Consider the following 21,000-nt stretch of genomic DNA (forward strand, 5'->3'; position numbering starts at 1 on the left):
TGAAGATGAAATCATGATTATCCCCTGGCAAGAACTGGAGCCGGACACCCTCACCAACCTGCTCGAACACTTTGTGCTGCAAGAAGGCACCGAATACGGTGAACAGGATGTCAGCCTGACCGACAAGGTCGAAGCAGTCAGGCAACAATTGCTACAAGGTAGCGCCGTGCTTGTCTACAGCGAGCTGCACGAAAGTGTCAATGTCGTCCCAAAGACTCATTTAAGCAAGTCACCCACTGACGACTTCCCCCAAGCGTAACGCGGTCACGGCTTATCGGGCGGCTCACCCCGCCCTCCCCCTATCCAGCTCGCATCATCAGGCCGCATGACCAGTTCGCCACCCAGCAGCACCTATTCCAACGTACCCAGAGCACAGGGCAGCCCTCGTTCACCGCTATTGCCGGGAAACGTGGGGGCAGCGGGAGGATGACGGCGCACTTGACCGCACTTTGGGCCACCCCTTATAACGGAACTCCCAAGGAAGAGAGAATTCTATGTCCGCCAAGCATCCCATCATCGCGGTCACCGGTTCGTCCGGTGCCGGTACTTCCACCTCCACCAACGCCTTTCGCTCCATGTTCCACCAGCTTGGATACAAGGCGGCCGTGGTCGAGGGGGACAGTTTTCACCGCTACACCAGGCCCGAGATGGACGTGGCTATCCGCAAGGCCCGGGAGCAGGGGCGGCATATCAGCTACTTCGGCCCGGAGGCCAACGATTTCGGTCTGCTGGAGTCCTTTTTCCAGGAGTATGGCCAGAGCGGCACAGGCCAGTACCGGCGCTATCTGCACAGCTTCGACGAGGCAGTGCCTTTCAACCAGATGCCTGGCACCTTCACCCCCTGGCAGGATCTGCCCGGCGAGACGGATCTGCTGTTCTACGAAGGACTGCACGGCGGCGTGGTCACGGGGGAGCACAACGTGGCGCGGCACGTGGACTTTCTCATCGGCGTGGTGCCCATCGTCAACCTGGAGTGGATCCAGAAGCTCATTCGCGACACCTCGGAACGCGGCCACTCCCGCGAGGCGGTGACCGACTCCATCGTGCGTTCCATGGACGACTACATCAACTTCATCACGCCGCAGTTCTCCCGCACCCACATCAACTTCCAGCGGGTGCCGACCGTCGATACTTCCAACCCTTTCAGCGCCAAGGTGATACCCAGCCTGGACGAGAGTATGCTGGTGATCAGGTTTCGGGGCATCAAACAGGTGGACTTCCCCTACCTGCTGTCGATGATAGACGGCGCCTTCATGTCCAGGATGAACACCATCGTCGTGCCGGGTGGCAAGATGGGCTTCGCAATGGAACTGATCCTGCGCCCCCTGATCCAGCAACTGATCGAAACGGGCAAGATCACCTGAGCCAAGGAGCTTAACGATGCGCGCTGCACTTCTCTCATTCACGCTGGCAACCCTGCTGGGGGGTTGCAGCTCCGGCCCCGCCGCACCCACGGTCGAAACTGGCACCATGGTGGTTCGCCCGGCGGAGCATTGGACCTACGGGGCGACACCACGCTATGCGCTGGCCGAACAATTCCAGTATGCGGGCAACAGCGCCGCGCCCTGGCTCGAGCCGGTACAGCAGGCCGTCATCCGGCAACTGGACGGCAAAGGCTGGCGCAGCGTTCCCCTGGATGAGGCCGACGTCTGGGTCGCCATCGGGGTAGCTGGCAGCCAGGACATGAGCGATGGCGAGATCTTCTCCCGCCTCGGCATGACACCGGGCCTGAACGCCGCCGCCAATGCCCGCAAAGGAACCCTGGCCGTCGTACTGCTCGACGGGCATAGCCAGAAAGCGGTGTGGAGCAGCGCCATCCAGCTCGCCAGCGATGTGCCTGTCGCAGAGGAAGCCCGTGGCCAGCTTAGCCAGCAACTGGCCGCCCAGCTGCTGGGCTCGATACCGTCAGACTGATGTCTCGTTCAACAAAAACGGCCTGCTTCACACAGGCCGTTTTCCATGCACGCCGTGACGGCATCAGGGTCACTTCAACTCGCAGGTCAGCTGGGTCACACCGCTCTTGACCAGGGTAGCCTGCTTGTCCTGACGGGAGAAGGTAGTCACCCCGTCGGAATAGCTGGCAGTCTCTTTGGGCGACTCGATGCGCCCCAGCTTGTGATAGACACCGGCATAAGGGAACTGCACCATGTCGGCCTGGGCATCATAGGTGATGGCCAGCAACTCTTCCCCGCACTGATACTGGCTGTATTGATACTGGGTCGGCTGCGGCATGCTGCAGGCGGCCAGACCGAACAGGGGAAGCAACATCATCATTTTTTTCATCGCACTTTCCTTATGTCATGGCGTTATCGACGGGACAAACTATAGCGGTCAACCCTCAAGGATTTGATAACTATGGGTAATTTCTACCGCTTTTTCCAACATCAGGGAAACTGAACAATATTTTTCCATGGACAGATCCACCGCACGGGCGACCTGCTTCTCCGCCAGACCCTTGCCGGTCACCACGAACTTGAGGTGGATCTGCTCAAATACCCGGGGAACGGTATCGGCACGGGTCCCTTCCAGTTCGACATGGCAGGCGGTCACGGACTGACGGGCCTTCTCCAGGATGGAGACCACATCGATGGAGCTGCAACCGCCGACAGCCAGCAGGATCATCTCCATCGGGCTGGCACCTTCACCCGGGTTGGCGCCATCCAGGGTCACCTGATGACCGGACTCGCTCTCCCCCACAAACTTCATGCCTTCCACCCAGCTGACCTTGGCTTTCATCTCTCACTTTCCTCTCAATGACGACGGTTCTAACGCCCATAGCATACCTCAAGCCGGGGTCGAGTGGCACATGCGCCAGGATCTTGCCCGTTCCCGACGATAAAGCCCCGTTTTGCGGCGACAAGCCTCTCCTGCGAAACGGACGACGACCCAAAGGGAAATAGATCGAAATCAACATCCGACCTCCTCTTCTTGCCTAGAATGCCCCGGACGACGCAGCAGATGGCGGCTCACCGGTGGACGGCAAAACCCCAAAGCCTTGTCAGCACAGGCAAAGGCTCTTATTCTACTGCGACCAAAGAGTAAGGAATGGCAAGCTTGGCAACTTGCCTGGACGCACAGTCCATAAAAATGACACTACAGAGGAAGTCTCATGATCATTGGCAAACCGCAAAGCGATCCCACCCTTGAGTGGTTCTTGTCGCATTGCCACATTCATAAGTATCCCGCCAAGAGCACCCTGATCCACGCCGGTGAAAAAGCGGAAACCCTCTACTACATCGTCAAGGGCACCGTCGCCGTCCTGATCAAGGATGACGAAGGCAAGGAGATGATCCTCTCCTACCTGAATCAGGGAGATTTCCTGGGCGAGATGGGGATGTTCGAAGAGAACGAGAATCCGGAGCGTTCCGCCTGGGTACGTGCCAAAGGCGCCTGCGAAGTCGCCGAGATCTCCTACAAGAAGTTCCGCCAGCTGATCCAGGTCAACCCGGACATCCTGATGCGTCTATCCGGTCAAATGGCCAAACGCCTGCAGCACACCAGCCAGAAGGTCGGCAACCTCGCCTTCCTGGACGTGACCGGCCGCATTGCCCAGACCCTGCTCAACCTGGCCAAACAGCCGGATGCCATGACCCACCCGGATGGCATGCAGATCAAGATCACCCGCCAGGAGATCGGCCAGATCGTCGGCTGCTCCCGTGAAACCGTCGGCCGCATCCTCAAGATGCTGGAAGAGCAGGAGCTCATCTCCGCCCACGGCAAGACCATAGTGGTGTTTGGTACCCGCTGACCGGGTTCCGCCGACGGCGCCCGCACAGCGCCGTTGGATAAAAAGGCTGCCCATGGCAGCCTTTTCCGATCCTCTCCCCTATAATCCCGAACGCCCCGCCGTCATGGCCTTCGCCAAGAGAACTCCTATGCACCTTCAATGCCCCCTTTGCCGCAGCCCCCTGCACCTTCATGCCGCCTCCCGCGGGGTCTATTGCGACAACAAGCACCACTTCGATCCCGCACCGGAAGGCTATCTGGACCTCATCCCCGGCAAGAAGAACCCCAAGGACAGCGACAGCCGGGCCCTGCTGCGCGCCAAGCGCCGCTTCCTGGAACAAGGCCACCAGCTGCCTCTGGTGGACGCCATGGCGAACCTGCTCGCTCCTCTTAGCGAGCGCGAGCTTGTCCACCTCGGCTGTGGCGAGGGGTACTACTGCCGTGCCCTGGCTGAGCGGCTGCCCGGCTGGCAGGTCGGCGGTTTCGATCTGGCCAAGAATGCCATCTTCGCCGCCAACAAGGCGCAACCGGAAGGCCAGTTCGTCATCGCCGACCCGGCGCGCGCCCCGCTGCTGCCTGGCACGGCCCAGGTGCTGCTGGTCAACGACCTCAAGGTCAAGACGGAACTCCTGGTCAGCTGGCTGGCGCCGGGCGGCTATCTGCTCCACGTGCAGCCAGGCCCTCGCCATCAGTGGCAATTGCGCGTCAGCCTCAATCCGGTGAGCATGGAACATCCCCTGAGTTGGCCCGCCCTCACCGGGCTTGTCAATGTTGCCCAGCAACGCGCCCAGTTCAGTACGGCGCTGGATCAGGGCCTGCGCGAGCACATTCTGGAGACCAGTCGCCTCGGCTGGCGTGCCAGCGGCGAGCAGCGTCACGCCTTCACCCACCAGGGGCCCGACGCCCTCGAGCAGGATCTGCTGCTCAGCCTGTGGCAAAAACCGCTGTAAACCGGTGACAAACCATGAAAAAAGGCCCTGACGGGCCTTTTTGACAAAGCGAGTGCGCCTTTCCCCTGACAGGGAAGAGACACCCGACCACGCAACAAGACAAAAATGGGGCCCTCGGCCCCATTTTTCATCACGGCAGATCAGTTGCAGCTCGCCGCGCCCTGATCGACCCAGACGGCGGCCTTGCCGGGCTCATCGCCCTTGGTCCAGTACTGGGCCTTCCACTTGCGGCCGTTGTGGCTGGTGACATCACCACCGTTGTAGACCACTCCGGCATCCCAACCCAGTTGCACCTGGCTCACCAGTTTCCACTGATCGGCGGTGCGGCTCGGCTCGTTGCCCTGGGTCCAATACTTGGCCTGCCACACCAGTTGCTTGTGGCTCACCTTGTCATTGGTGTTGTAGACGGTACCTGCACTCCAGGCCGGGTGGTTGGCCGCATCCGGATCGCTGGCCTCGCAGCCACCACCTGTACTGGCCGGCTTGACGGTCAGGCGGGTAACGGCTGTGGCATCCAGCGCCCCATCGGTGACCACCAGGGTCAGATCGTAGGCCGTGTCACTGGCCACGTTCGAGCCCGTGACCACCAGGGTCGCGCTGTCCAGACCGGTGGCGCTGAGCCCGGCCGGCACTGTCCACTGATAGCTCAGGGCATCACCATTGGGGTCGGAAGCGGTGGCCTTGATGCTCACCTGCTTGCCGGCCTCGACGGTCGCACTGGCCGGTACGCTGACCACGGGGGGCAGGTTCGGCTGCGGTGCCTTGTTGGTGACCACCACCTGATCCTTGGCCGAGAGCCCCTGATCGTCGGTCACGGTCAGCTCGAACACCAGATTGATGTCGCTGCTGACGGCATCCAGTACCACACGGGCCTTGGCCTGGGTGGCATCCAGCAGGCTGGCCTGGGGTCCGGAGACCTGTTTCCAGCTGTAGGTCAGCGCCCCGTTTTCCGGATCGTGGGAGGCGCTGCCGTTGAGGGTCACCTCGGCCGGGCCGGTGGCACTCAGATCGCTGCCGGCATTGGCAACCGGCGGCTTGTTGACCGGCGGCAGCGTACCCTCGCCGTGGCCCAGCCCCTCGTGCATGGCGTTGAGGATGTCGCCGTTGTCCGCATCAATTTCCCAGGCGAACAGACCGCCGAGCTGGTTCGCCAGCACGTACTGCCCCTTGGCCTTGACCGAGCGGTCGTTGTCGAAGGTGATGAGGTCACCACTGCTGGCCTTGAAGACATAGGGGGCCTCGGCCGACTCGTCATAGCCCTGCTCCCAGCCTGCGCCCATGCGGTTGTTGACGATGTCGCGGTAATCCACCACGCCATTTTCCCAGGTACCGCTCACCGGTCCGGTAGCGGTGCCGGTGAAGGGGTTGCCGGCCTGGTAGTTCTTCACTCCGGTCCAGCCACGGCCATACATGGCCGCCCCTACCACAATCTTGCCCGGTGTCACCCCCTGACCCAGCAGCGCCTTGACGCCCTTGTCGGTGGTGTACTTGGTGGCCGGATCCCAGCTGGAGGCAAAGAGGTTGGTCTGGTGGGCCAGATTCGTCAGGTCGAAGGCGCCGCTGAAGTCGTAGCTCATCAGGAAGATGTGGTCCATGTACTGCTGGGCCGCCTGATAATCCACCTTGGCAATCTTGTCACCGCCGGCGCTGATGGCCGAGGTCAGCTCATACTGGCGGCCGGTCTCGGCTTCCAGTTCATCGAGCATGGCTCGCAACTCCTTCATCAGCACCACATAGGTAGCGCCGTCATTCGGGCCGCCCAGGCTGGGGTTGGCCCCCTGTCCGCCCGGGAACTCCCAGTCGATGTCCACGCCGTCGAAGAATTTCCAGGTCTGCAGGAACTCTTTGACCGAGGCGACGAAGGTATCGCGCTTGGTCTTGTCACCCAGGAAATAGAAGGGATCGGAGAGGGTCCATCCGCCGACAGACGGCAGGATCTTGAGGTCCGGGTGGGCCTGTTTGAGGGCCATCAGGTTGCCGAAGTTGCCCTTGTAGGGCTCATCCCAGGCGCTGAGGTTGCCCTGAGACATCTGGATCGCCGCCCAGGGATCATGGATGGAGACCTTGAAGTCTTCGCGGCCCGCACAGGAGCGCTGCAACGCCTCGAAGCTGCCGGAGATCTCTTTGAGGCTGTCGTTGATGCCGTTGCCACCGCAGATGGGGGTGAAGCCGTAGAGGATATGGGTCAGGTTCTGGGCCGGGATCTTGTCCACGGTGAACTTGCGACCATAGACACCCCACTCCACGTAGTAGGCCCCCACCACCTTGCCGGACTTGTTGGCGTAGGGCTTGTTGTTCTCCTTGAGGGGCGCATTGAGCGGCTCCAGGTGGCTGCCGTCGGTATCGGCGACCATCAGCTCCTTCTTGTCGGAGAGGGTGCAGCCATCGGCGTTGCACAGGGCCACCTGCATCTGGTAACGCCCCCCCTTGGTGACCTTGAAGTTGGCGGTACCCGCGGCGGAGGCCGGGCCTGACCACACCTCCTTGCCGTCGAGCAGTACCTTGGCGGTCTGTCCGACGTCACCGGACCAGAGGTTCCAGGTCACGCTGACGGGAGCGCCATCCTTGTGGACGGTCACCAACTGGTTGTAGGCCGAAGCGGCCTGATTGACTTCAACGATGGCAAACTTGGTGGGGCCGGAGCCAATGGTGGGTTTGCCCGGGGCAGCGGCGAAGGCGGAGGTAGTGCAAAGCCCCCCGACCAGAAGCGCCAGCAGGGAAAGTTTTGGACTTAACATATTTGAACTTCCTTATTTCGTTATTGGAATTAACAACGAAAAAGGCAACGCAACCTGCCAGGTAACGCAGACAACATCGCAACCATGGCTTGGCCCATGGACGATACAACCTGTGGTGGCCCCGCTATCCTAGGTACGCAGACCCTTAGACCGGAAGCTTTGCGTCCCGGACTTTCATCCGGTTTGCCTTTTTGCACAACTTGATTTGCGACAAAAATAATCGCCGAATGACTATAGAGGAGAGTCGCCCGGGTGCCACCTGCCAAAAGTGACACCCAACAAGACTCAATTATCACCAAACTCGGCAAATGGAGACGAAAGATGCACCATCATCGCCGATCATGACACCTGGATGGCATCCAGAAAATGTTCAGCCAATGCTCGATTCTGTGAGACCAGTCACTGAACCGGCATCAGCAGGCTGTTCATCAGGGCGCGCAGCTTGAGAGGTTTGACCGGTTTGCTCACGTAGCCAAAGCCGTGCTCACGGATCTGTGCCTGCAACTCGCTCTTGCGATCCGCACTGATGATGATGCCGCCGATACCGTTGCCATGGGCCAGCCTGATCATGTGTAGCGCCTGCAACCCGGTCTTGCCGTCATCCAGGTGATAGTCCGACAGCACCAGCGCAGGCAGGAAGCCGCCGCCGATGATCTCTTCCGCCTGCTCCAGGCTCTGGGCACAGCGCACCTCGCAGCCCCAGCGTCCCAGCAGCGAGGCCATGGCGATGAGGATATCCTCCTCGTTGTCGATGCAGAGGATCCTGACCCCTTCCAGCTGACTGTCTCGCAGGGCCGGGGTCGTCACCTGGCTGGGGATGACGGGCCGGGTCGCGAGGTTCAGGGTGATGGCAAAGACGGACCCCGCTCCGGGCCAGCTGCGCAGGGAGAGCTGATGGCCCAGCACCAGCGAAATGCCGCGGGCGATGGCGAGCCCGAGGCCAAGTCCCTGCTCCCTGGCGGTGCGGGAGTGATCGAGGCGGGAAAACTCGTCGAAGATCGCCTCCTGCTTGCCCTCCGGGATGCCGGGGCCGTTGTCCCACACCTCGATGCGCACCTTATCCCCCATGCGGCGACAACCGAGCAGCACCCGACCGCCGGGGTTGTAGCGAAATGCGTTGGTGAGGAAGTTCTGCAACACCCGCCGCAGCAAGCGCACATCGCTGTAGACCGCAAGGCGGCTCTCCACCACGGAGAACTGGATCCCACCGGCCTGGGCCAGCACGCCGAATTCCGCCTTGAGATTGTCCAGCACATCGCTCAGGGCGAAATCGAGCTTCTTCGCCTTGAACTTGCCCGCCTCGAGGCGCGAGATGTCCAGCAGATCCGTGATGAGATCCTCGGTCGCCCCAAGGGCGTCGTCGATGTGGCGAGCGATGCGGGCCGGTTCGTCCTCCGGGGGCAGCATCTCCAGCAAGGAGGAGGTGAAGAGCTTGGCCGCGTTCAGCGGCTGGGTCAGGTCGTGGCTCACCGCCGCAAGGAACCGGCTCTTGGACTGGTTGGCCCGCTCCACCTGCTGGTTTACCAGCAGCAGTTGGCGGTTGAGTTCGGAGAGCTCGTGGGTGCGCTCGGCCACCCGCGCCTCCAGGTGCTCGTTCGCTTCCCGCAGCACCCGCTCCGCCGCCCTGAACGGGGTGATATCGGTGAAGGTCATGACAAAGCCCCCCGCAGGCATGGGGTTGCCCTGCATCTCGATGACCCGGCCATCGGGACGCTCCCGCGCCGAGACATGGGGGCTACCACGCTTCATGAAGGCAACCCGCCGCGCCACCTGGGCCTCGATGTCTCCCTGGCCGCACAGCCCCTGTCCGGCGTTGTAGCGGATGATCTCCTCGATGGAACGGCCCACCTGAATGAGACCGGGGGGATAGGAGAACAGCTCGATGTAGCGTCGGTTCCAGGCCACCAGCCTGAGCTCCCTGTCCACCACGGAGATCCCCTGCCCCATGTGTTCGATTGCCCCCTGCAACAGGCCGCGGTTGAAGCGGAACATGTCGGAGGCCTCGTCCACTATGGTGGCGATCTCCTCGAGCTGCATGTTGCGTCCCTGCAGGGCGGAGGCCAGCACCAGGCGGGCGGACGAGGTACCGAACACCCCCGCCAGCAGTCGCTCCGTGTGAGCGATGAGCTCGGCGGAGGCCTGCATCTGGGGCGCCAGGGTGCCTCCCCGCTCGCCGGCGAAGCGACCGAAGGCCCGCTTGACGCGGCTGGAACCGACGAAGCGGGCCGCCAGCATCTCCAGCTCCTTCACCGAGACCCGTGCATGATAAAGCGCCGAGGTGTCCCGGCTCGTCTTGCCGACGAAGTTGGCGGCCTGCAGCCGCTCGCTCACCGCCGCCCGTGACAGCAGGGAGCCCGCCACATAGCCGACCAGATTGAGCAGAAGACTCAGGAAAAGGCACCAGGCCCCCAGACTCAGATCCCGCACCGCCGGCCAGTCTGGGGGCGCCAGCAGGGCTTCGAGAGGGGAGCCAGCCAGCAGTCCGCTCTCCGCCAGCAGGGTCACGAACCAGAGGCTGACCCCGAGGGCGAGCCCGAGATAGACTCCCTTGCGATTGCCATGACGCCAGTACAGGCCGAGCAGCAGGGCCGGTGCGAACTGGGCCACGGCCCCGAACGAAAGATAACCGATGCGCGACAGACTGGTGAGATCCCCGAGCCAGAGATAGAGCGCCCAGGCCGCCAGCAAAATCAGCAAGATGGCCCCCCGACGCACCTGCAGCAGCAACCGCATCAGGCGCTCGTCCCGCCCCTGTTGCCAGACCCGGCGCAGCAGGACCGGCAACACCAGATCGTTGCTCACCATGATGGCCAGGGCGATGGTGCAGACGATCACCATGCCGGTGGCCGCCGAGGTACCGCCGAGAAATGCCAGCATCGCCATGCCGTCGAATCCGAGGGACATGGGGAGGCTTATCACATAGGTGTCCGAGGCCATGTCTGCCCCGACCCACTGCTTGCCTGCCAGCGCCAGCGGCCAGATGAAGAGCCCCATCAGGAAGAGATAGAGGGGGAAGATCCAGCGGGCCCAGTGCAGATCCTGCCCCTGGTTGTTCTCCACCACGGTCACGTGAAACTGGCGCGGCAGGCAGATGACGGCACACATGGCGATCAGGGTGTAGATGGCGAGCTCCAGCAAGCCGCCCGGCGTCACCGCCACCACCGCATCCAGGAAGTCGCCCGCCACCAGGGTACGCGCCTCGCTCGGTCTGGCGATGATGAGCCAGAGCGCAAAGCCCCCCACCGCCATGAAGGCGAGCAGCTTGACCACGGACTCGAAGGCGATGGCCACCACCATGCCCCTGTGGTGCTCGGTGGCATCCAGGTTGCGGGTGCCAAACAGAATGCTGAACAGGGCCAGCAGCAGGGTGACCCCCAGCGCCAGCTCCGCCATGTTGCTGGTGGGGCTAACCCCCGTGCTGTTGGCCATCAGCAGATCGAGCCCGGTGACGATCGCCTTGAGCTGCAGCACCAGATAGGGAAGTATCCCCATGACGGCGATGAGGCTGATCACCATGGCCAAGCGCTGGGACTTGCCATAACGGGCGGCGATGAAATCGGCGATGGAGGTGATGTGCTCGCGCTTGGCCACCAGGATGAGGCGGGCCAGCAGGCGCCAGCCAAACAGGAACACCAGCATGGGGCCCAGGTAGATGGGCACCGGCGACCAGGGGGATTCGCTGGCCTGGCCCACTGTGCCGAAGAAGGTCCAGGAGGTGCAATAGACCGCCAGCGACAGGCTGTAGAGCAGAGGCTGCCCCTTGGGGCGACGGCGCTTGTTCTTGTCCGCCACATAGGCGATGAGGAACAGCAAGCCCAGATAGGCGAGCGACAACCCGATCAGCAGCCATCCTTGGTGCATCTCTCTACTTCCCTTGTTCAGATAAGTCGGAGGTCTGCCGCGCCAGAGACCGGCAGACCTGTGTCATCGGCCCTGTTCAGGGCTCTCTTCACGCAGCCGCAACACGAAGACCGGCAGCACTACCAGCACCATGATAAAGAAGATGCCGCCCCCCAGCGGCTCGAACAGCACGCCGCAGATCGCCATCAGGGCCGCCACCGTCATGCCAAGGCCCAGGGCCGCATAGAGCGCCTGGGTGGGGATCTGCTGCTCCGCAGGCAACTGGCGGGTCATGAAGCGGATGGCGCCGAGGTGACTGACGCAGAAGGTGACCCCGTGCAGCAGCTGGCCGAGCACCAGCACCGCCAGGTCGGTAGAACTGCCGAGCAGCACCCAGCGCACCACGCAGCCAAGGGCCCCCACCAGAAACAGGGTCTGGGCACCGAAGCGCTGGAGGAAGCGCTTGTCCGCGGCGAACATGGCGATCTCCGCCACCACTCCCAGAGCCCAGAGATACCCGATCAGGGTGCCGCTGTAGCCGGCGCTCTTCCAGTAGATGGCGCTGAAACCGTAGTAGGCCGCGTGGCTCCCCTGCAGCAGGGCGGTGATGAGCAGGAAGCGGCGCACCGGGGCCGACCTGAGCGTGACGAGCAGCGAGGCCTTGGCCCGCTCCCCTTGCAGCTCCCGGGGGGCGGGTCGCAGCGGCAGCAGGCTGAGCCCCAGCATGATCAGCAGCCCGGCCACCATGGTGTGCAGCACCCAGTCGCTGCCAAAGTTGCCCACCAGGGCCCCCACCAGGGTGGAGGCGACGATAAAGGCAAAGGAGCCGCACAGCCGCACCTTGCCGTAGTCGAGGTGGGTCTGAACCACCATGCGGGTGGCAAGTGCCTCTCCCATGGGCATCAGGGTCGGGTAGATGAAGTTGGCCGCTAGGGTCAGCACCACCAGCCACCAGAGGCTGTGGCCCAGATAGAAACCGAGGAAGGCCAGCAGACTCAGCAGACAGAGCAGGCGGGTGACGGGCAGCAACTGGCCGGCACCCTTGACTCGCCCCATCACCATCAGGTTGCCGGCAAAACGGATGGCCATGCCCACCCCCAGCAACAGCCCTATCTGTTCAGTCCTCACCCCAATGCCTTCCAGCCAGAGCGACCAGAACGGCAGGTAGGCGCCATAAACGAAGTAGAAGGCGCCAAAAAACAGGGCTAACCAGGAGAACGCGGGCATAGGGGCTCGGCAGCGGGACAAGGGGCACAAATGATAACCGATTTCGGGACGGGGATCCCCAGGCAGCATGACAGATAAAAACCATAAATATCAATAAAGTTGAACCTTTGTCACATCCCCCTGTCTATTGGGTAACACCGCTTCCTGATGAGTGTTGCAATCCTTCCACCCGCCCCTGGCGGGTTTCTTTTTTGCAGACGCCGACCTTAATGACAAAAGGGGCCCGAGGGCCCCTTTTCCTTCATGCTGGTCCACGACCATCAGAACACGTACTTGACCCGTGCACTGAGGTTGCGGCCAGGCTCGGTCTGCTTGCTGGTATCTGCGGTGGCGGCAAGGCCGGTGATGCTCTCGTAGCTCACGTACTCCTTGTCAAACAGGTTGAACACCCCCACGTTGAGCTGCAGGTCCTGCACCGGCTTGAACTGGGCATAGAGATCCACCACGCCCCAGCCTGCGCTCTTGATGTTGTCGTTGCCTCGCGCATCCTTGCCCACCTTGTCCATGTCGTCGGCGAAGCGCAGGGCGGTGTTGATGTTCCAGTTCGGCTGCTCCAGACGCACTCCGACGCTGCCGTTCAGGGGGCTCAGGCTGTTGATGTAGTTGCCCTCGCCATCCTTGCCCTCGATGTAGGCCAGGTTGCCCCAGACGTTGACCAGCTCGTTCAACCAGTAGTCCGCCTTGGCCTCGGCCCCCTTGGTGGTCGCCTTGTCCAGGTTCTGGTACTGATAGAGGGCGGTACGGCCTTCGGTGCCCACGGCCGTCAGTTCGATGAAGTCATCGAACTTGTTGTAGAAGGTGGCCACTTCATAGCTGAACCCGCCACGGCTGCCGCGCACCCCCAGATCGATGCCGTCGCTGCTCTCTGGCTTGAGGTTCGGGTTGGGCTCGATGCGATAGCCATACGCCTGGTGGTTCAGGGTGGAGAAGGCGTTGTCATACATGGGCGCCTTGAAGCCGTGGCTGTACTGGGCGAACAGGTTCGCCGCCTCGTGCGCCTTGAACACCAGCCCCAGCTTGGGAGAGAACTCCCCTTCGGAGATCTTCTTCATGTTCTCGCCCGTGTAGGCGGGATCCTCGTCCGGGGTCATCTTGTAGTAGTCGTAACGCACGCCCGGGGTCAGCACCCAACGCTCGCCGAACTTGATCTCGTCAAAGGCCCAGAGCGCACTGCGCTCGCTGGTGGTGGAGGGGAAGCTCAGCTCGTTGTAGCCGACGAAGTCACCCGGAACGGTCGGCCCCTTGAAGCGGGTGCGCTCGTTGTCGGTGTGCTCGTATTCCAGGCCCCAGGCCAGACGCTGGCTGGCGAGCGCCTTGTTGAACTTCACCTGGGCGCCCAGGCTCTCCTGCTCGAAACCGTTGTGATCTAGGGAGTTCTTGGTCACATAGGGGTTGCCCGGCATGACCGGATACTTGGACGAAGCGTACTGATCCAGGGTCTGCTTGGCGCGGCTGTAGTAGATCTTGCTGTCCACGCGATCCGCCCAGGGGGCGTTCAGGGCGAGGCCATGATCCAGTACCAGGGAGAGGTTGTCGGTCTCCTTGTCGGTAATGGGCTGGTTGAAGACGGAGCCCGCCTTGGTCAGATCGATGGCATCCGGATCCTGCCCCTCGGTGAAGTAATCCACCGTCAGTTTCAGGAACTGATCATCGGAGAGATTCCACTTGCTCTTGAACAGCACGGCCTGGCTGACGATGTCGAACTCGTTCTTGTCGCCGTCATAATTCTGGGTGACACCGCCATCGCGCCAGGTGTAGCGCAGCAGGTTCTCGACATCCCCGGTGCGCAGCGCACCCGTGATGCCGGCCATTCTCTGGTGGCTGCTGGAGGCATAACCCGTGGTCGCATCCAGATAGCTGTCGCTGCCCTTGAGGAAGTCGCCAGCATCCTTGGTAGTGATGGCAATGACGCCTCCCAGGGCATCGGAACCGTAAGCGGCGGAGGCCGGCCCTTTGGCCACTTCCACCTGCTTAATCATGTCGGTGTCGAAGTAGGTCTGACCCACGCCGCCGTTCTTGTAGGCATCGTTCTGGCGCACACCGTCCTGCACCACCTTGACCCGGTTTTCGCTCATGCCGCGAATGGTGAAGGTCTGGGCATCTCCTGCGCCTCCCTGCACGCTCACCCCGGGCTCATAGCGGAACAGATCGGCGACGTTGCTGACGACCTGCTCTTCAATCTGCTCCGAGGTAATGACGGCGATGGGACCGGAAACATCTTCCAGCTTCTGTTCCATCCGGGAGCCGCTGACGACCATGACTTCATCGGCTTTCTTGTCTGCGGCGAAAGTGGGGGAGATCAGCCCGGCCGCCACGGCGAGGGCTATCAGGGGGGGGGTGTTGTTGTGCGCCACTGCAAAGTCCTTATTGAGAATTATTATCAAGCGGGAGGCATATTACCCCGCCAGAGACAAAGATCAATAATAAAGTGAATCATTCTCATTTCACTTTATCGTCATTCCCCCTTACACTGGCGCCACTTTTTCGCTCGCCATGCCGCCATCCCATGGTGCAGCCTTTTCCCATCCCCTGTTTCTTGAGTGAGTAACCATGATCCGACGACTCCCCCTGCTCGCCCTGCCCCTGCTGCTGGCCGCCTGCACCACCACGCCGCAGAACACCCCACCCGAGACCCTCTATCACGCACGGCTCGATACGGCCCAGGGGCAGGCGCTGACCTTCGAGCAGGCGGTGGCGCGGGTGGCGGATGCCGATATCGTGCTGGTGGGGGAGCTTCACACTCATCCAGCCATCCATCTGTTGCAGGCCCGTCTGCTGGCAGGGCTTGACGAGATATCGCAAGCCGATGGCCGGGCCCTGGTACTCTCCATGGAGCAGTTCAGCCGCGCCGATCAGCCGGTGCTGGATGCCTACCTGGCCGGACGCATCGGCGAATCGGCCCTCATTCGAGATGGCCATGCCTGGCCCAACTACCAGAGTGATTACCGCCCTCTGGTGGAGTTCGCCAAGGCGCAACACCTGCCAGTGATCGCCGCCAATGCCCCCAAACCCCTGGTGAGCTGCGTCGGTCAGGAGGGACCGGCCTGGCTCGACAAACTGCCGGCCAATCGCCGCAGCCAGCTTGCCCGCGAGCTGACTCTGGGGGATGACGGCTACCGCCAGAAGTTCATGGCCTCCATGCACCATGGGGATGCGGACGGCAATGCCCGTCGCTTCGCCGCCCAGACCAGCTGGGACGACACCATGGCCGAAAGCATGGTGGATTATCTGGGCAAGCATCCCGGCAGGCGCATCATGCATATCGCAGGCAACTTCCACGTGGAGGGGGGACTCGGGATCGCCAGTCGCATCGCCAGCCGCAATCCGGCACTCAAGGTGGCGCTCATCGTGCCGCAAACCGGTGACGAGACAGCCCCCGGGAGAGACGCAGATATCAGGGTCCACATCGCTCCCCTGCCGGAACGCTGGCTAAATGCAAAGGAAATGAAGCAAGATATGGGCGCACTGCATCAATCCCGAAGCCGTGACTGCAGCCAATGGTTGCAACCCTCAAAATAGCCCAAGGATTTCATATGGATGTGTTACTCGTCATCGACATGCAACAGGGGTTGTTCGATAACCCCCGCCATCAGGATGCCCAGGTCATCGCCAACATCAATCGTCTGGCCGATCGCGTGCGGGGCCAACACGGACGGGTCATCTATGTGCAACACGACGAACCGGGTTCCGAGCTGGAACCTAGCAGTGCGGGCTGGCAACTGCACGCCGATCTTGCCCCGTCTCCCCACGACAGCCGGGTGCGCAAGACCGCCTGTGACAGCTTCCTCGACACCGAGCTCGGCTTCCTGCTGGCAGAGCAGTCGGTAGACAGACTGCTTATCTGCGGCTGTGCCACCGACTTTTGCGTCGATACCACGTTGCGCAGCGCCGCCGCCAGGGGCTTTGACGCCTTTGCGGTGACCGACGCCCATACCACGGCGGACAGGCCGCACCTGAGTGCGGAGCAGATCATCCAGCACCACCACTTCATGTGGCAGCATCTGAGCCTGCCTCAAGGCAGAAGCGTGACCCTGCTCACGACGGATGAGCTGCTGGCCACCATTTAACCCGAGCGGGCGTGTTAAGCTGCCCGTCCTGATGTGAACACCCGATTGGAGTCTTGTGTGCGTCTACTCTCTGCCGTTGCCCTCACGCTGCTGTTACCGGCGCTCACCGCCTGCTCCGGATTGCCGGGGGCAGCACCCGATGGCCCGGCCCCCCTGTTCCACACCCATATCAGCGACGACGGGAGCAAGCGCTTCACCTTCGAGGCCGCCCCTCTCGACGTCCTGCCAACCCGGTTGCAGGAGGGAGATGACAACCGGCTGAGCCGCCGCGACAAGAGCCTGCTGGAACGCCGGGAAGCCCTGCAGGACGAGCAGCTCACCCAGATGCTGGCCACGCGCAAGTATTGCCGAAGCGGCTATATCGTCCTCAGCCAGACCTCCTGGAAGATCCGCGGGGAATGCAACGAAAGCGCCAGCCAGGCCGATCGCGATGCCTTCCCCAACCAGGCAGGCTGGCAGGAGTAACCCGGGACATAACAACAAAACGGGCAGCCCATGCTGCCCGTTTCTCATCTCGCTGATTGTCCCCTCAAACGGGTTCATCCGCCGGGCTGGTCAGCTCGGCGCCGTTGTCGATGCGTTTGTGCCCTTCCACCAGGTGAACGAAGTCCACCAGCTCGTCGCCGGAGACACGGAACGCCTGACCGAATCCCTTGACGAACAGCCCCTGCTCGGGCTTGAGCCTAAACAGCACGAAGTCCTTGAGGTTGGAGAGCCCTTTGACTATCTCGCCGAAGCGCCCTTCCAGCGCCGCAACGGCCTTCTCCCAGCGTGCGTCGTCGCGGGCCACCACCTCGGCGACCGCATCGAAGGTCAGACGCTTGCGGGCAAACAGCTCGCGGGCACCGGTTTCGTCCTCGATCAGCATCAGCGATACCTTGGGCACCTGTTGCAGGTTGCGGGCGTGGCGAGCTATCTCGGAGATGAGCACATAGTATCCATCTTCCTGCAGCACGAAGGGGGCATAGCTGGCATTGGGGTTGCCTTCGCCATCCACAGTGGCGAGCTGCAGGGTACGGCAACCGTCGCGGAACTCGCGGATCTCCGGTTGCAGGCGGTTTTGCAGGCGCTCCTGACGTTCACTCATGCTTTCACTTCCTCTTGATACTGACGGCGCAGGGCCATGAAACGCTCCACCTGCTCAGGCAGCAGTTGACGCTGCTCGTCTCGGCCCAGGTAGATCTTGAAAATGCAGCGGCCACTGTGGCCGAAGAACTGGAAGGAGTGCCCTTCCTTGCCCATGAAGAGCTTGCTGACCAGGGCGATGCCCGCCACGTTGTCGAGCTTGAGGTGGCCGTGCAGTTCGCCGTCCCGCCCCATCAGGTTGTAGTAGCCGCGCGCGTTCTTGCCCTTGGGGAAGGGAGCCTTCACCTCGAAGATGGAGCCATCGGATTCGACGATGGTGGTCACCAGCCCCCAGCTGGACAGGTCCGCCAGCAGGGCTTCGGCCTCCCCGGCCGGCACTGGCGTCATCAGGGCGGCAGGCAGATGGCGTACCACCTCCCACTCGCTGACGGCCAGCTCGGTGGCGAGGGTGGACGGGTGGGCGCTCGGGTCTTGCTCCAGCAGCGCGTGAATGCGTTGTGCAATGCTCATCGGTTCTCCCTGGATGATCTGGCGATGGTGCTCGGTGTCGCGGCGGATACTGTAATAAAGCGCCCCAAGTAACGCAATTGATAATCGCTTTCATTCTCAGTGAATTTTGATGGACGACTTGATATTCTCGGCGGCAACCCTATTTCATTCACCCTTCGGAGGTTCGCATGGGCCGTCGTTTTGCCCTCGCATTCAGCCTGCTCGGCTGTGCCCTTTCCCTCTCTTCCCCATCCGTCATGGCGGTGGAGCGTATCGTCAGCATAGGCCCGGCCACCACGGAACTCATCCTGGCACTGGGAGGCGAGCAGAGCCTGGTCGCCACCGATGTCAGCAGTCCGGAGCCCAGAGGCGTGCCCAAGGTCGGCTATCACCGCGCCCTCGCCGCCGAAGGGATCCTGAGCCTCTCTCCGACCCTGGTGGTCGGCAGCGACGAGATGGGCCCGAACAGCACGCTTGATCAGTTGCGCCGTGCCAACGTCAAGGTCGAGGTCATGGCCACAGCCCCTACGCTGGCCAACCTCAACGAGCGCATCGATACCCTGTCCCATCTCCTGGGTGACCAGGCGGCAGGGAGCAAGCTCAAGGAGGAAATTGCCGCCCAGAGCGACAACCTGGCGGCGCAGGCGAAGCAGAACAAGCCCCTCAAGGTCGCCTTCCTGCTGCTGCACAAGGGTCAGCCCACCAGCATCGCCGGTGGCAACACCACCGCCAGCGCCCTCGTCACCCTGGCGGGCGGCGTCAATCCGGTGGCTGGGCTCCACGACTACAAGCCCGTCTCCACCGAATCCCTCATCGAGCTGCAACCTGATCTGGTGCTGGTGAGCGGCCGCGACTGGCAGCAGTATCAGGATCCCGACGCCGTCCTGAGCCAGGTGCCCGCCCTGTCAGCCACCCCGGCAGGCAAGAACAAGGCCATCCACGCCATCGACGGACATGCCCTGCAAGGGGGCTTCAGCCTTCGTTCCCTGCAACAGGCGAACCAGATCGCCCAGTGGATCAAGCAGGGCTCCTGATGCGCCTGCCTCTGCCCTGGCTGCTCGCCCTGACCGGCTGCGCGCTGGCGTTGCTGCTGGTCGGGTCCCTCGCGACCGGCCCCATGTCCCTCTCCCTTGGCGAGAGCCTGCGCGCCCTGTTTGCCGGACCACAGAGCGGGATTGAGGCTCACAAATTATTGATCGTGCAGGAGATCCGTCTGCCACGAACCCTGCTCTGCATTGCCGTGGGGGGCATTCTCGGCCTCTGCGGCGCCGTCATGCAGGGACTGTTTCGCAACCCCCTGGCAGACCCCGGCATCATAGGGGTGTCGGGTGGGGCGGCACTCGGCGCGGCCCTGGCCATCGTGCTGCTCGCCCCGTTGGGCTCGCACCTGCAGAGTCTGCTCGGCCTGGGGTTGCTGCCCCTGCTCGCCTTTCTCGGCGGAGCCCTTACCACCACCCTCGTCTATCTGCTGGGTACCCGGGAAGGGGGCACCTCGGTCACCGTGATGCTGCTGGCCGGGGTGGCCATCACGGCGCTCTCCGGTGCCGTCATCGGACTGCTCACCTATCTCGCGGACGATCAGATGCTGCGCAACCTGAGCCTGTGGCAGATGGGCTCCCTGGCGGCAGGCAAGCCGGTCGATGTGACGCTGGCGCTGCTGACCCTGGCCGCCCTGCTGCTGCTGTTCATGCGCGATGCCAATCCCCTCAACGCCCTGCTGCTGGGAGAGGGAGAGGCACGGCACCTGGGGGTGAACGTGCAGACGCTGAAGCGTCGCCTCATCCTGCTCACCGCTGCTGGTGTCGGCGTGGCGGTGGCCGTGGCCGGCATGATCGGCTTTGTCGGTCTGGTGGTTCCCCATCTGGTACGGCTGCTGGCCGGTCCCAACCATGTCCGCCTGCTCCCGCTGTCTGCCCTGCTGGGGGCTGGCCTGCTGCTGGGGGCCGACATGCTGGCGCGTACCCTGCTCGCACCGGCCGAGCTGCCGGTCGGCATCATCACCGCCCTGCTGGGTGCCCCCTTCTTCATCTGGCTCTTGGTCAAGAGCCGCCGAACCCTGTAACAGGAGATCGTCACCTTGCCCGGATCCCCCTCCCCCCTGCTCAGTTGCCGGGGCCTTCGCCTCAGTCGTGGCAACCGGCTTATCCTGGACAGCCTGGATCTCGACCTGCATGCCGGCAGCCTGACCGCCCTGCTCGGCCCCAACGGGGCGGGCAAAAGCTCACTGCTCAAGTGCCTGACCGGCGAGCTGGAACATGAAGGGGAGATCCACCTGTTCGGCCAGACACGCAGGGGGTGGGCCGACAACGCTCTGGCCCACCGGGTCGGTGTGCTGCCGCAAAGCTCCTCCTTGAGCTTCCCTTTCCTGTGCGAAGAGGTGGTGGCCATGGGTCGGCTGCCCCACAGCGAGCCTGCCAGCCGGCGCGACGAAATAGTCCGCGCCGCCATGACCCACGCCGGGGTCGACCATCTGGCGAACCGCCTCTATCCCGGCCTTTCCGGCGGGGAGCGTCAACGGGTGCAGTTCGCCCGGGTGCTGGCCCAGATCTGGCAGGCCCCGGAGGAACCGCAGCAAGCGCGGCTGCTGCTGCTGGACGAGCCCACCTCGGCGCTGGATCTCAAATACCAGCACCAGTTGCTCGCCATGGCCCGGGCGCTGGCCGGTCGCAACACCGCCGTGCTGGTGGTGTTGCACGACCTCAATCTCGCAGCCCGCTACGCCGATAGGCTGGTGATGCTGGATCAGGGCAGGCTGATGGCTGACGGCAGCGCAGGCGAGGTGCTGACTCCGGCGCTCATCGCGCGCCTCTACGACTACCCCGCACAGGTGATCCACCACCCCGAGAGCGGCGTCCCCATGGTGGTGTGACCCCCAAG

19 protein-coding genes and 1 riboswitch are annotated in these 21,000 nt (G+C 62.8%); of the genes, 11 read left to right on the forward strand and 8 right to left on the reverse strand.

All coding sequences use genetic code 11. The features are described 5' to 3' along the window. Positions 1–13 precede the first annotated feature (13 nt). The 3 genes from PG887_RS10105 (at position 14) to PG887_RS10115 (ending at position 1,914) form a co-directional block, all read left to right on the forward strand. A complete protein-coding gene (locus PG887_RS10105; RefSeq protein ID WP_010673242.1) occupies positions 14–259 on the forward strand; it encodes a YheU family protein in 246 nt (81 codons plus the stop codon). A 235-nt stretch (positions 260–494) separates the two neighbouring features. Further along, complete coding sequence (locus PG887_RS10110) at positions 495–1,364, forward strand: phosphoribulokinase (RefSeq protein ID WP_010673241.1); 870 nt, start codon at positions 495–497, stop codon at positions 1,362–1,364. 16 nt (positions 1,365–1,380) lie between these two features. Further along, positions 1,381–1,914, forward strand: a complete 534-nt coding sequence (locus PG887_RS10115; RefSeq protein ID WP_161470753.1) for a DUF4136 domain-containing protein — start codon at positions 1,381–1,383, stop codon at positions 1,912–1,914. A 69-nt stretch (positions 1,915–1,983) separates the two neighbouring features. Here the strand turns inward: PG887_RS10115 and PG887_RS10120 are convergent, their stop codons facing one another. Further along, positions 1,984–2,283: a hypothetical protein gene (locus PG887_RS10120; protein WP_010673239.1), complete on the reverse strand. Its 300-nt coding sequence runs from the start codon at positions 2,281–2,283 to the stop codon at positions 1,984–1,986. A gap of 48 nt (positions 2,284–2,331) precedes the next feature. Next, positions 2,332–2,736, reverse strand: a complete 405-nt coding sequence (locus PG887_RS10125; RefSeq protein ID WP_010673238.1) for an OsmC family protein — start codon at positions 2,734–2,736, stop codon at positions 2,332–2,334. Positions 2,737–3,109: 373 nt separating this feature from the next. Here PG887_RS10125 and crp point away from each other — a divergent pair, with 373 nt between their 5' ends. Further along, positions 3,110–3,748: a cAMP-activated global transcriptional regulator CRP gene (crp, locus tag PG887_RS10130; RefSeq protein WP_010673237.1), complete on the forward strand. Its 639-nt coding sequence runs from the start codon at positions 3,110–3,112 to the stop codon at positions 3,746–3,748. A 127-nt stretch (positions 3,749–3,875) separates the two neighbouring features. Next, positions 3,876–4,676 carry a putative RNA methyltransferase gene (locus tag PG887_RS10135; protein WP_221436024.1) on the forward strand — a complete coding sequence of 267 codons (801 nt, stop codon included), beginning with the start codon at positions 3,876–3,878 and terminating at the stop codon, positions 4,674–4,676. A gap of 140 nt (positions 4,677–4,816) precedes the next feature. On the opposite strand, the gene PG887_RS10140 is transcribed toward PG887_RS10135, so the two are convergent. From PG887_RS10140 to PG887_RS10155, 4 genes are all read right to left on the reverse strand, one after another. Then, complete coding sequence (locus tag PG887_RS10140) at positions 4,817–7,414, reverse strand: glycosyl hydrolase family 18 protein (protein WP_270821604.1); 2,598 nt, start codon at positions 7,412–7,414, stop codon at positions 4,817–4,819. A 111-nt stretch (positions 7,415–7,525) separates the two neighbouring features. Further along, a riboswitch (cyclic di-GMP riboswitch) is annotated at positions 7,526–7,612 on the reverse strand. 201 nt (positions 7,613–7,813) lie between these two features. Continuing rightward, positions 7,814–11,275 carry a hybrid sensor histidine kinase/response regulator gene (locus PG887_RS10145; protein ID WP_151027755.1) on the reverse strand — a complete coding sequence of 1,154 codons (3,462 nt, stop codon included), beginning with the start codon at positions 11,273–11,275 and terminating at the stop codon, positions 7,814–7,816. Positions 11,276–11,338: 63 nt separating this feature from the next. Next, positions 11,339–12,481, reverse strand: a complete 1,143-nt coding sequence (locus PG887_RS10150) for a 3-phenylpropionate MFS transporter (RefSeq protein ID WP_103244362.1) — start codon at positions 12,479–12,481, stop codon at positions 11,339–11,341. A gap of 260 nt (positions 12,482–12,741) precedes the next feature. After that, positions 12,742–14,835: a TonB-dependent hemoglobin/transferrin/lactoferrin family receptor gene (locus PG887_RS10155; RefSeq protein ID WP_104454682.1), complete on the reverse strand. Its 2,094-nt coding sequence runs from the start codon at positions 14,833–14,835 to the stop codon at positions 12,742–12,744. A 196-nt stretch (positions 14,836–15,031) separates the two neighbouring features. On the opposite strand from PG887_RS10155, the gene PG887_RS10160 reads away from it, so the two are divergent. The 3 genes from PG887_RS10160 to PG887_RS10170 are packed head-to-tail and all read left to right on the forward strand — an operon-like array spanning position 15,032 to position 17,013. Beyond that, positions 15,032–16,000, forward strand: coding sequence for a ChaN family lipoprotein (locus PG887_RS10160; protein ID WP_270821606.1), 969 nt, complete (start codon positions 15,032–15,034; stop codon positions 15,998–16,000). 14 nt (positions 16,001–16,014) lie between these two features. Next, complete coding sequence (locus PG887_RS10165) at positions 16,015–16,548, forward strand: cysteine hydrolase family protein (protein WP_270821608.1); 534 nt, start codon at positions 16,015–16,017, stop codon at positions 16,546–16,548. Between the two features lie 57 nt (positions 16,549–16,605). Then, on the forward strand, positions 16,606–17,013 hold the full coding sequence (locus tag PG887_RS10170; protein WP_010673229.1) for a hypothetical protein: 408 nt from the start codon (positions 16,606–16,608) through the stop codon (positions 17,011–17,013). A gap of 64 nt (positions 17,014–17,077) precedes the next feature. Here PG887_RS10170 and hutZ read toward each other — a convergent pair whose 3' ends face one another. Both hutZ and hutX read right to left on the reverse strand, forming a co-directional pair. After that, on the reverse strand, positions 17,078–17,635 hold the full coding sequence (hutZ, locus tag PG887_RS10175; protein ID WP_010673228.1) for a heme utilization protein HutZ: 558 nt from the start codon (positions 17,633–17,635) through the stop codon (positions 17,078–17,080). Next, positions 17,632–18,144 carry a heme utilization cystosolic carrier protein HutX gene (gene hutX, locus PG887_RS10180; protein WP_104454685.1) on the reverse strand — a complete coding sequence of 171 codons (513 nt, stop codon included), beginning with the start codon at positions 18,142–18,144 and terminating at the stop codon, positions 17,632–17,634. The genes hutZ and hutX overlap by 4 nt, the downstream gene beginning before the upstream one ends. Positions 18,145–18,311: 167 nt before the next feature. Here hutX and PG887_RS10185 point away from each other — a divergent pair, with 167 nt between their 5' ends. The 3 genes from PG887_RS10185 to PG887_RS10195 are packed head-to-tail and all read left to right on the forward strand — an operon-like array spanning position 18,312 to position 20,992. Continuing rightward, entirely contained in the window at positions 18,312–19,157 is an 846-nt protein-coding gene (locus PG887_RS10185; protein WP_270821610.1) for a heme/hemin ABC transporter substrate-binding protein, read from the forward strand. Further along, positions 19,154–20,185: a FecCD family ABC transporter permease gene (locus PG887_RS10190; protein ID WP_039040072.1), complete on the forward strand. Its 1,032-nt coding sequence runs from the start codon at positions 19,154–19,156 to the stop codon at positions 20,183–20,185. Before PG887_RS10185 ends, PG887_RS10190 begins: the two co-directional genes overlap by 4 nt. Before the next feature lie 15 nt (positions 20,186–20,200). Beyond that, positions 20,201–20,992, forward strand: a complete 792-nt coding sequence (locus tag PG887_RS10195; protein WP_270821612.1) for a heme ABC transporter ATP-binding protein — start codon at positions 20,201–20,203, stop codon at positions 20,990–20,992. The last annotated feature ends 8 nt before the right edge of the window (positions 20,993–21,000 follow it).

The sequence above is a fragment of the Aeromonas sp. QDB14 genome (genome assembly GCF_027707845.1).
GTDB classification, from domain to species: Bacteria; Pseudomonadota; Gammaproteobacteria; order Enterobacterales; family Aeromonadaceae; genus Aeromonas; species Aeromonas caviae.

Bases quoted from the DNA above. Each gene is read 5' to 3' on its own strand.
- hutZ (WP_010673228.1), bottom strand. From the start codon at position 17,635: ATGAGTGAACGTCAGGAGCGCCTGCAAAACCGCCTGCAACCGGAGATC.
- crp (WP_010673237.1), top strand. From the start codon at position 3,110: ATGATCATTGGCAAACCGCAAAGCGATCCCACCCTTGAGTGGTTCTTG.
- PG887_RS10185 (WP_270821610.1), top strand. From the start codon at position 18,312: ATGGGCCGTCGTTTTGCCCTCGCATTCAGCCTGCTCGGCTGTGCCCTT.
- PG887_RS10105 (WP_010673242.1), top strand. From the start codon at position 14: ATGATTATCCCCTGGCAAGAACTGGAGCCGGACACCCTCACCAACCTG.
- PG887_RS10115 (WP_161470753.1), top strand. From the start codon at position 1,381: ATGCGCGCTGCACTTCTCTCATTCACGCTGGCAACCCTGCTGGGGGGT.
- PG887_RS10150 (WP_103244362.1), bottom strand. From the start codon at position 12,481: ATGCCCGCGTTCTCCTGGTTAGCCCTGTTTTTTGGCGCCTTCTACTTC.
- PG887_RS10110 (WP_010673241.1), top strand. From the start codon at position 495: ATGTCCGCCAAGCATCCCATCATCGCGGTCACCGGTTCGTCCGGTGCC.
- PG887_RS10125 (WP_010673238.1), bottom strand. From the start codon at position 2,736: ATGAAAGCCAAGGTCAGCTGGGTGGAAGGCATGAAGTTTGTGGGGGAG.
- PG887_RS10145 (WP_151027755.1), bottom strand. From the start codon at position 11,275: ATGCACCAAGGATGGCTGCTGATCGGGTTGTCGCTCGCCTATCTGGGC.
- hutX (WP_104454685.1), bottom strand. From the start codon at position 18,144: ATGAGCATTGCACAACGCATTCACGCGCTGCTGGAGCAAGACCCGAGC.
- PG887_RS10160 (WP_270821606.1), top strand. From the start codon at position 15,032: ATGATCCGACGACTCCCCCTGCTCGCCCTGCCCCTGCTGCTGGCCGCC.
- PG887_RS10165 (WP_270821608.1), top strand. From the start codon at position 16,015: ATGGATGTGTTACTCGTCATCGACATGCAACAGGGGTTGTTCGATAAC.
- PG887_RS10120 (WP_010673239.1), bottom strand. From the start codon at position 2,283: ATGAAAAAAATGATGATGTTGCTTCCCCTGTTCGGTCTGGCCGCCTGC.
- PG887_RS10135 (WP_221436024.1), top strand. From the start codon at position 3,876: ATGCACCTTCAATGCCCCCTTTGCCGCAGCCCCCTGCACCTTCATGCC.
- PG887_RS10140 (WP_270821604.1), bottom strand. From the start codon at position 7,414: ATGTTAAGTCCAAAACTTTCCCTGCTGGCGCTTCTGGTCGGGGGGCTT.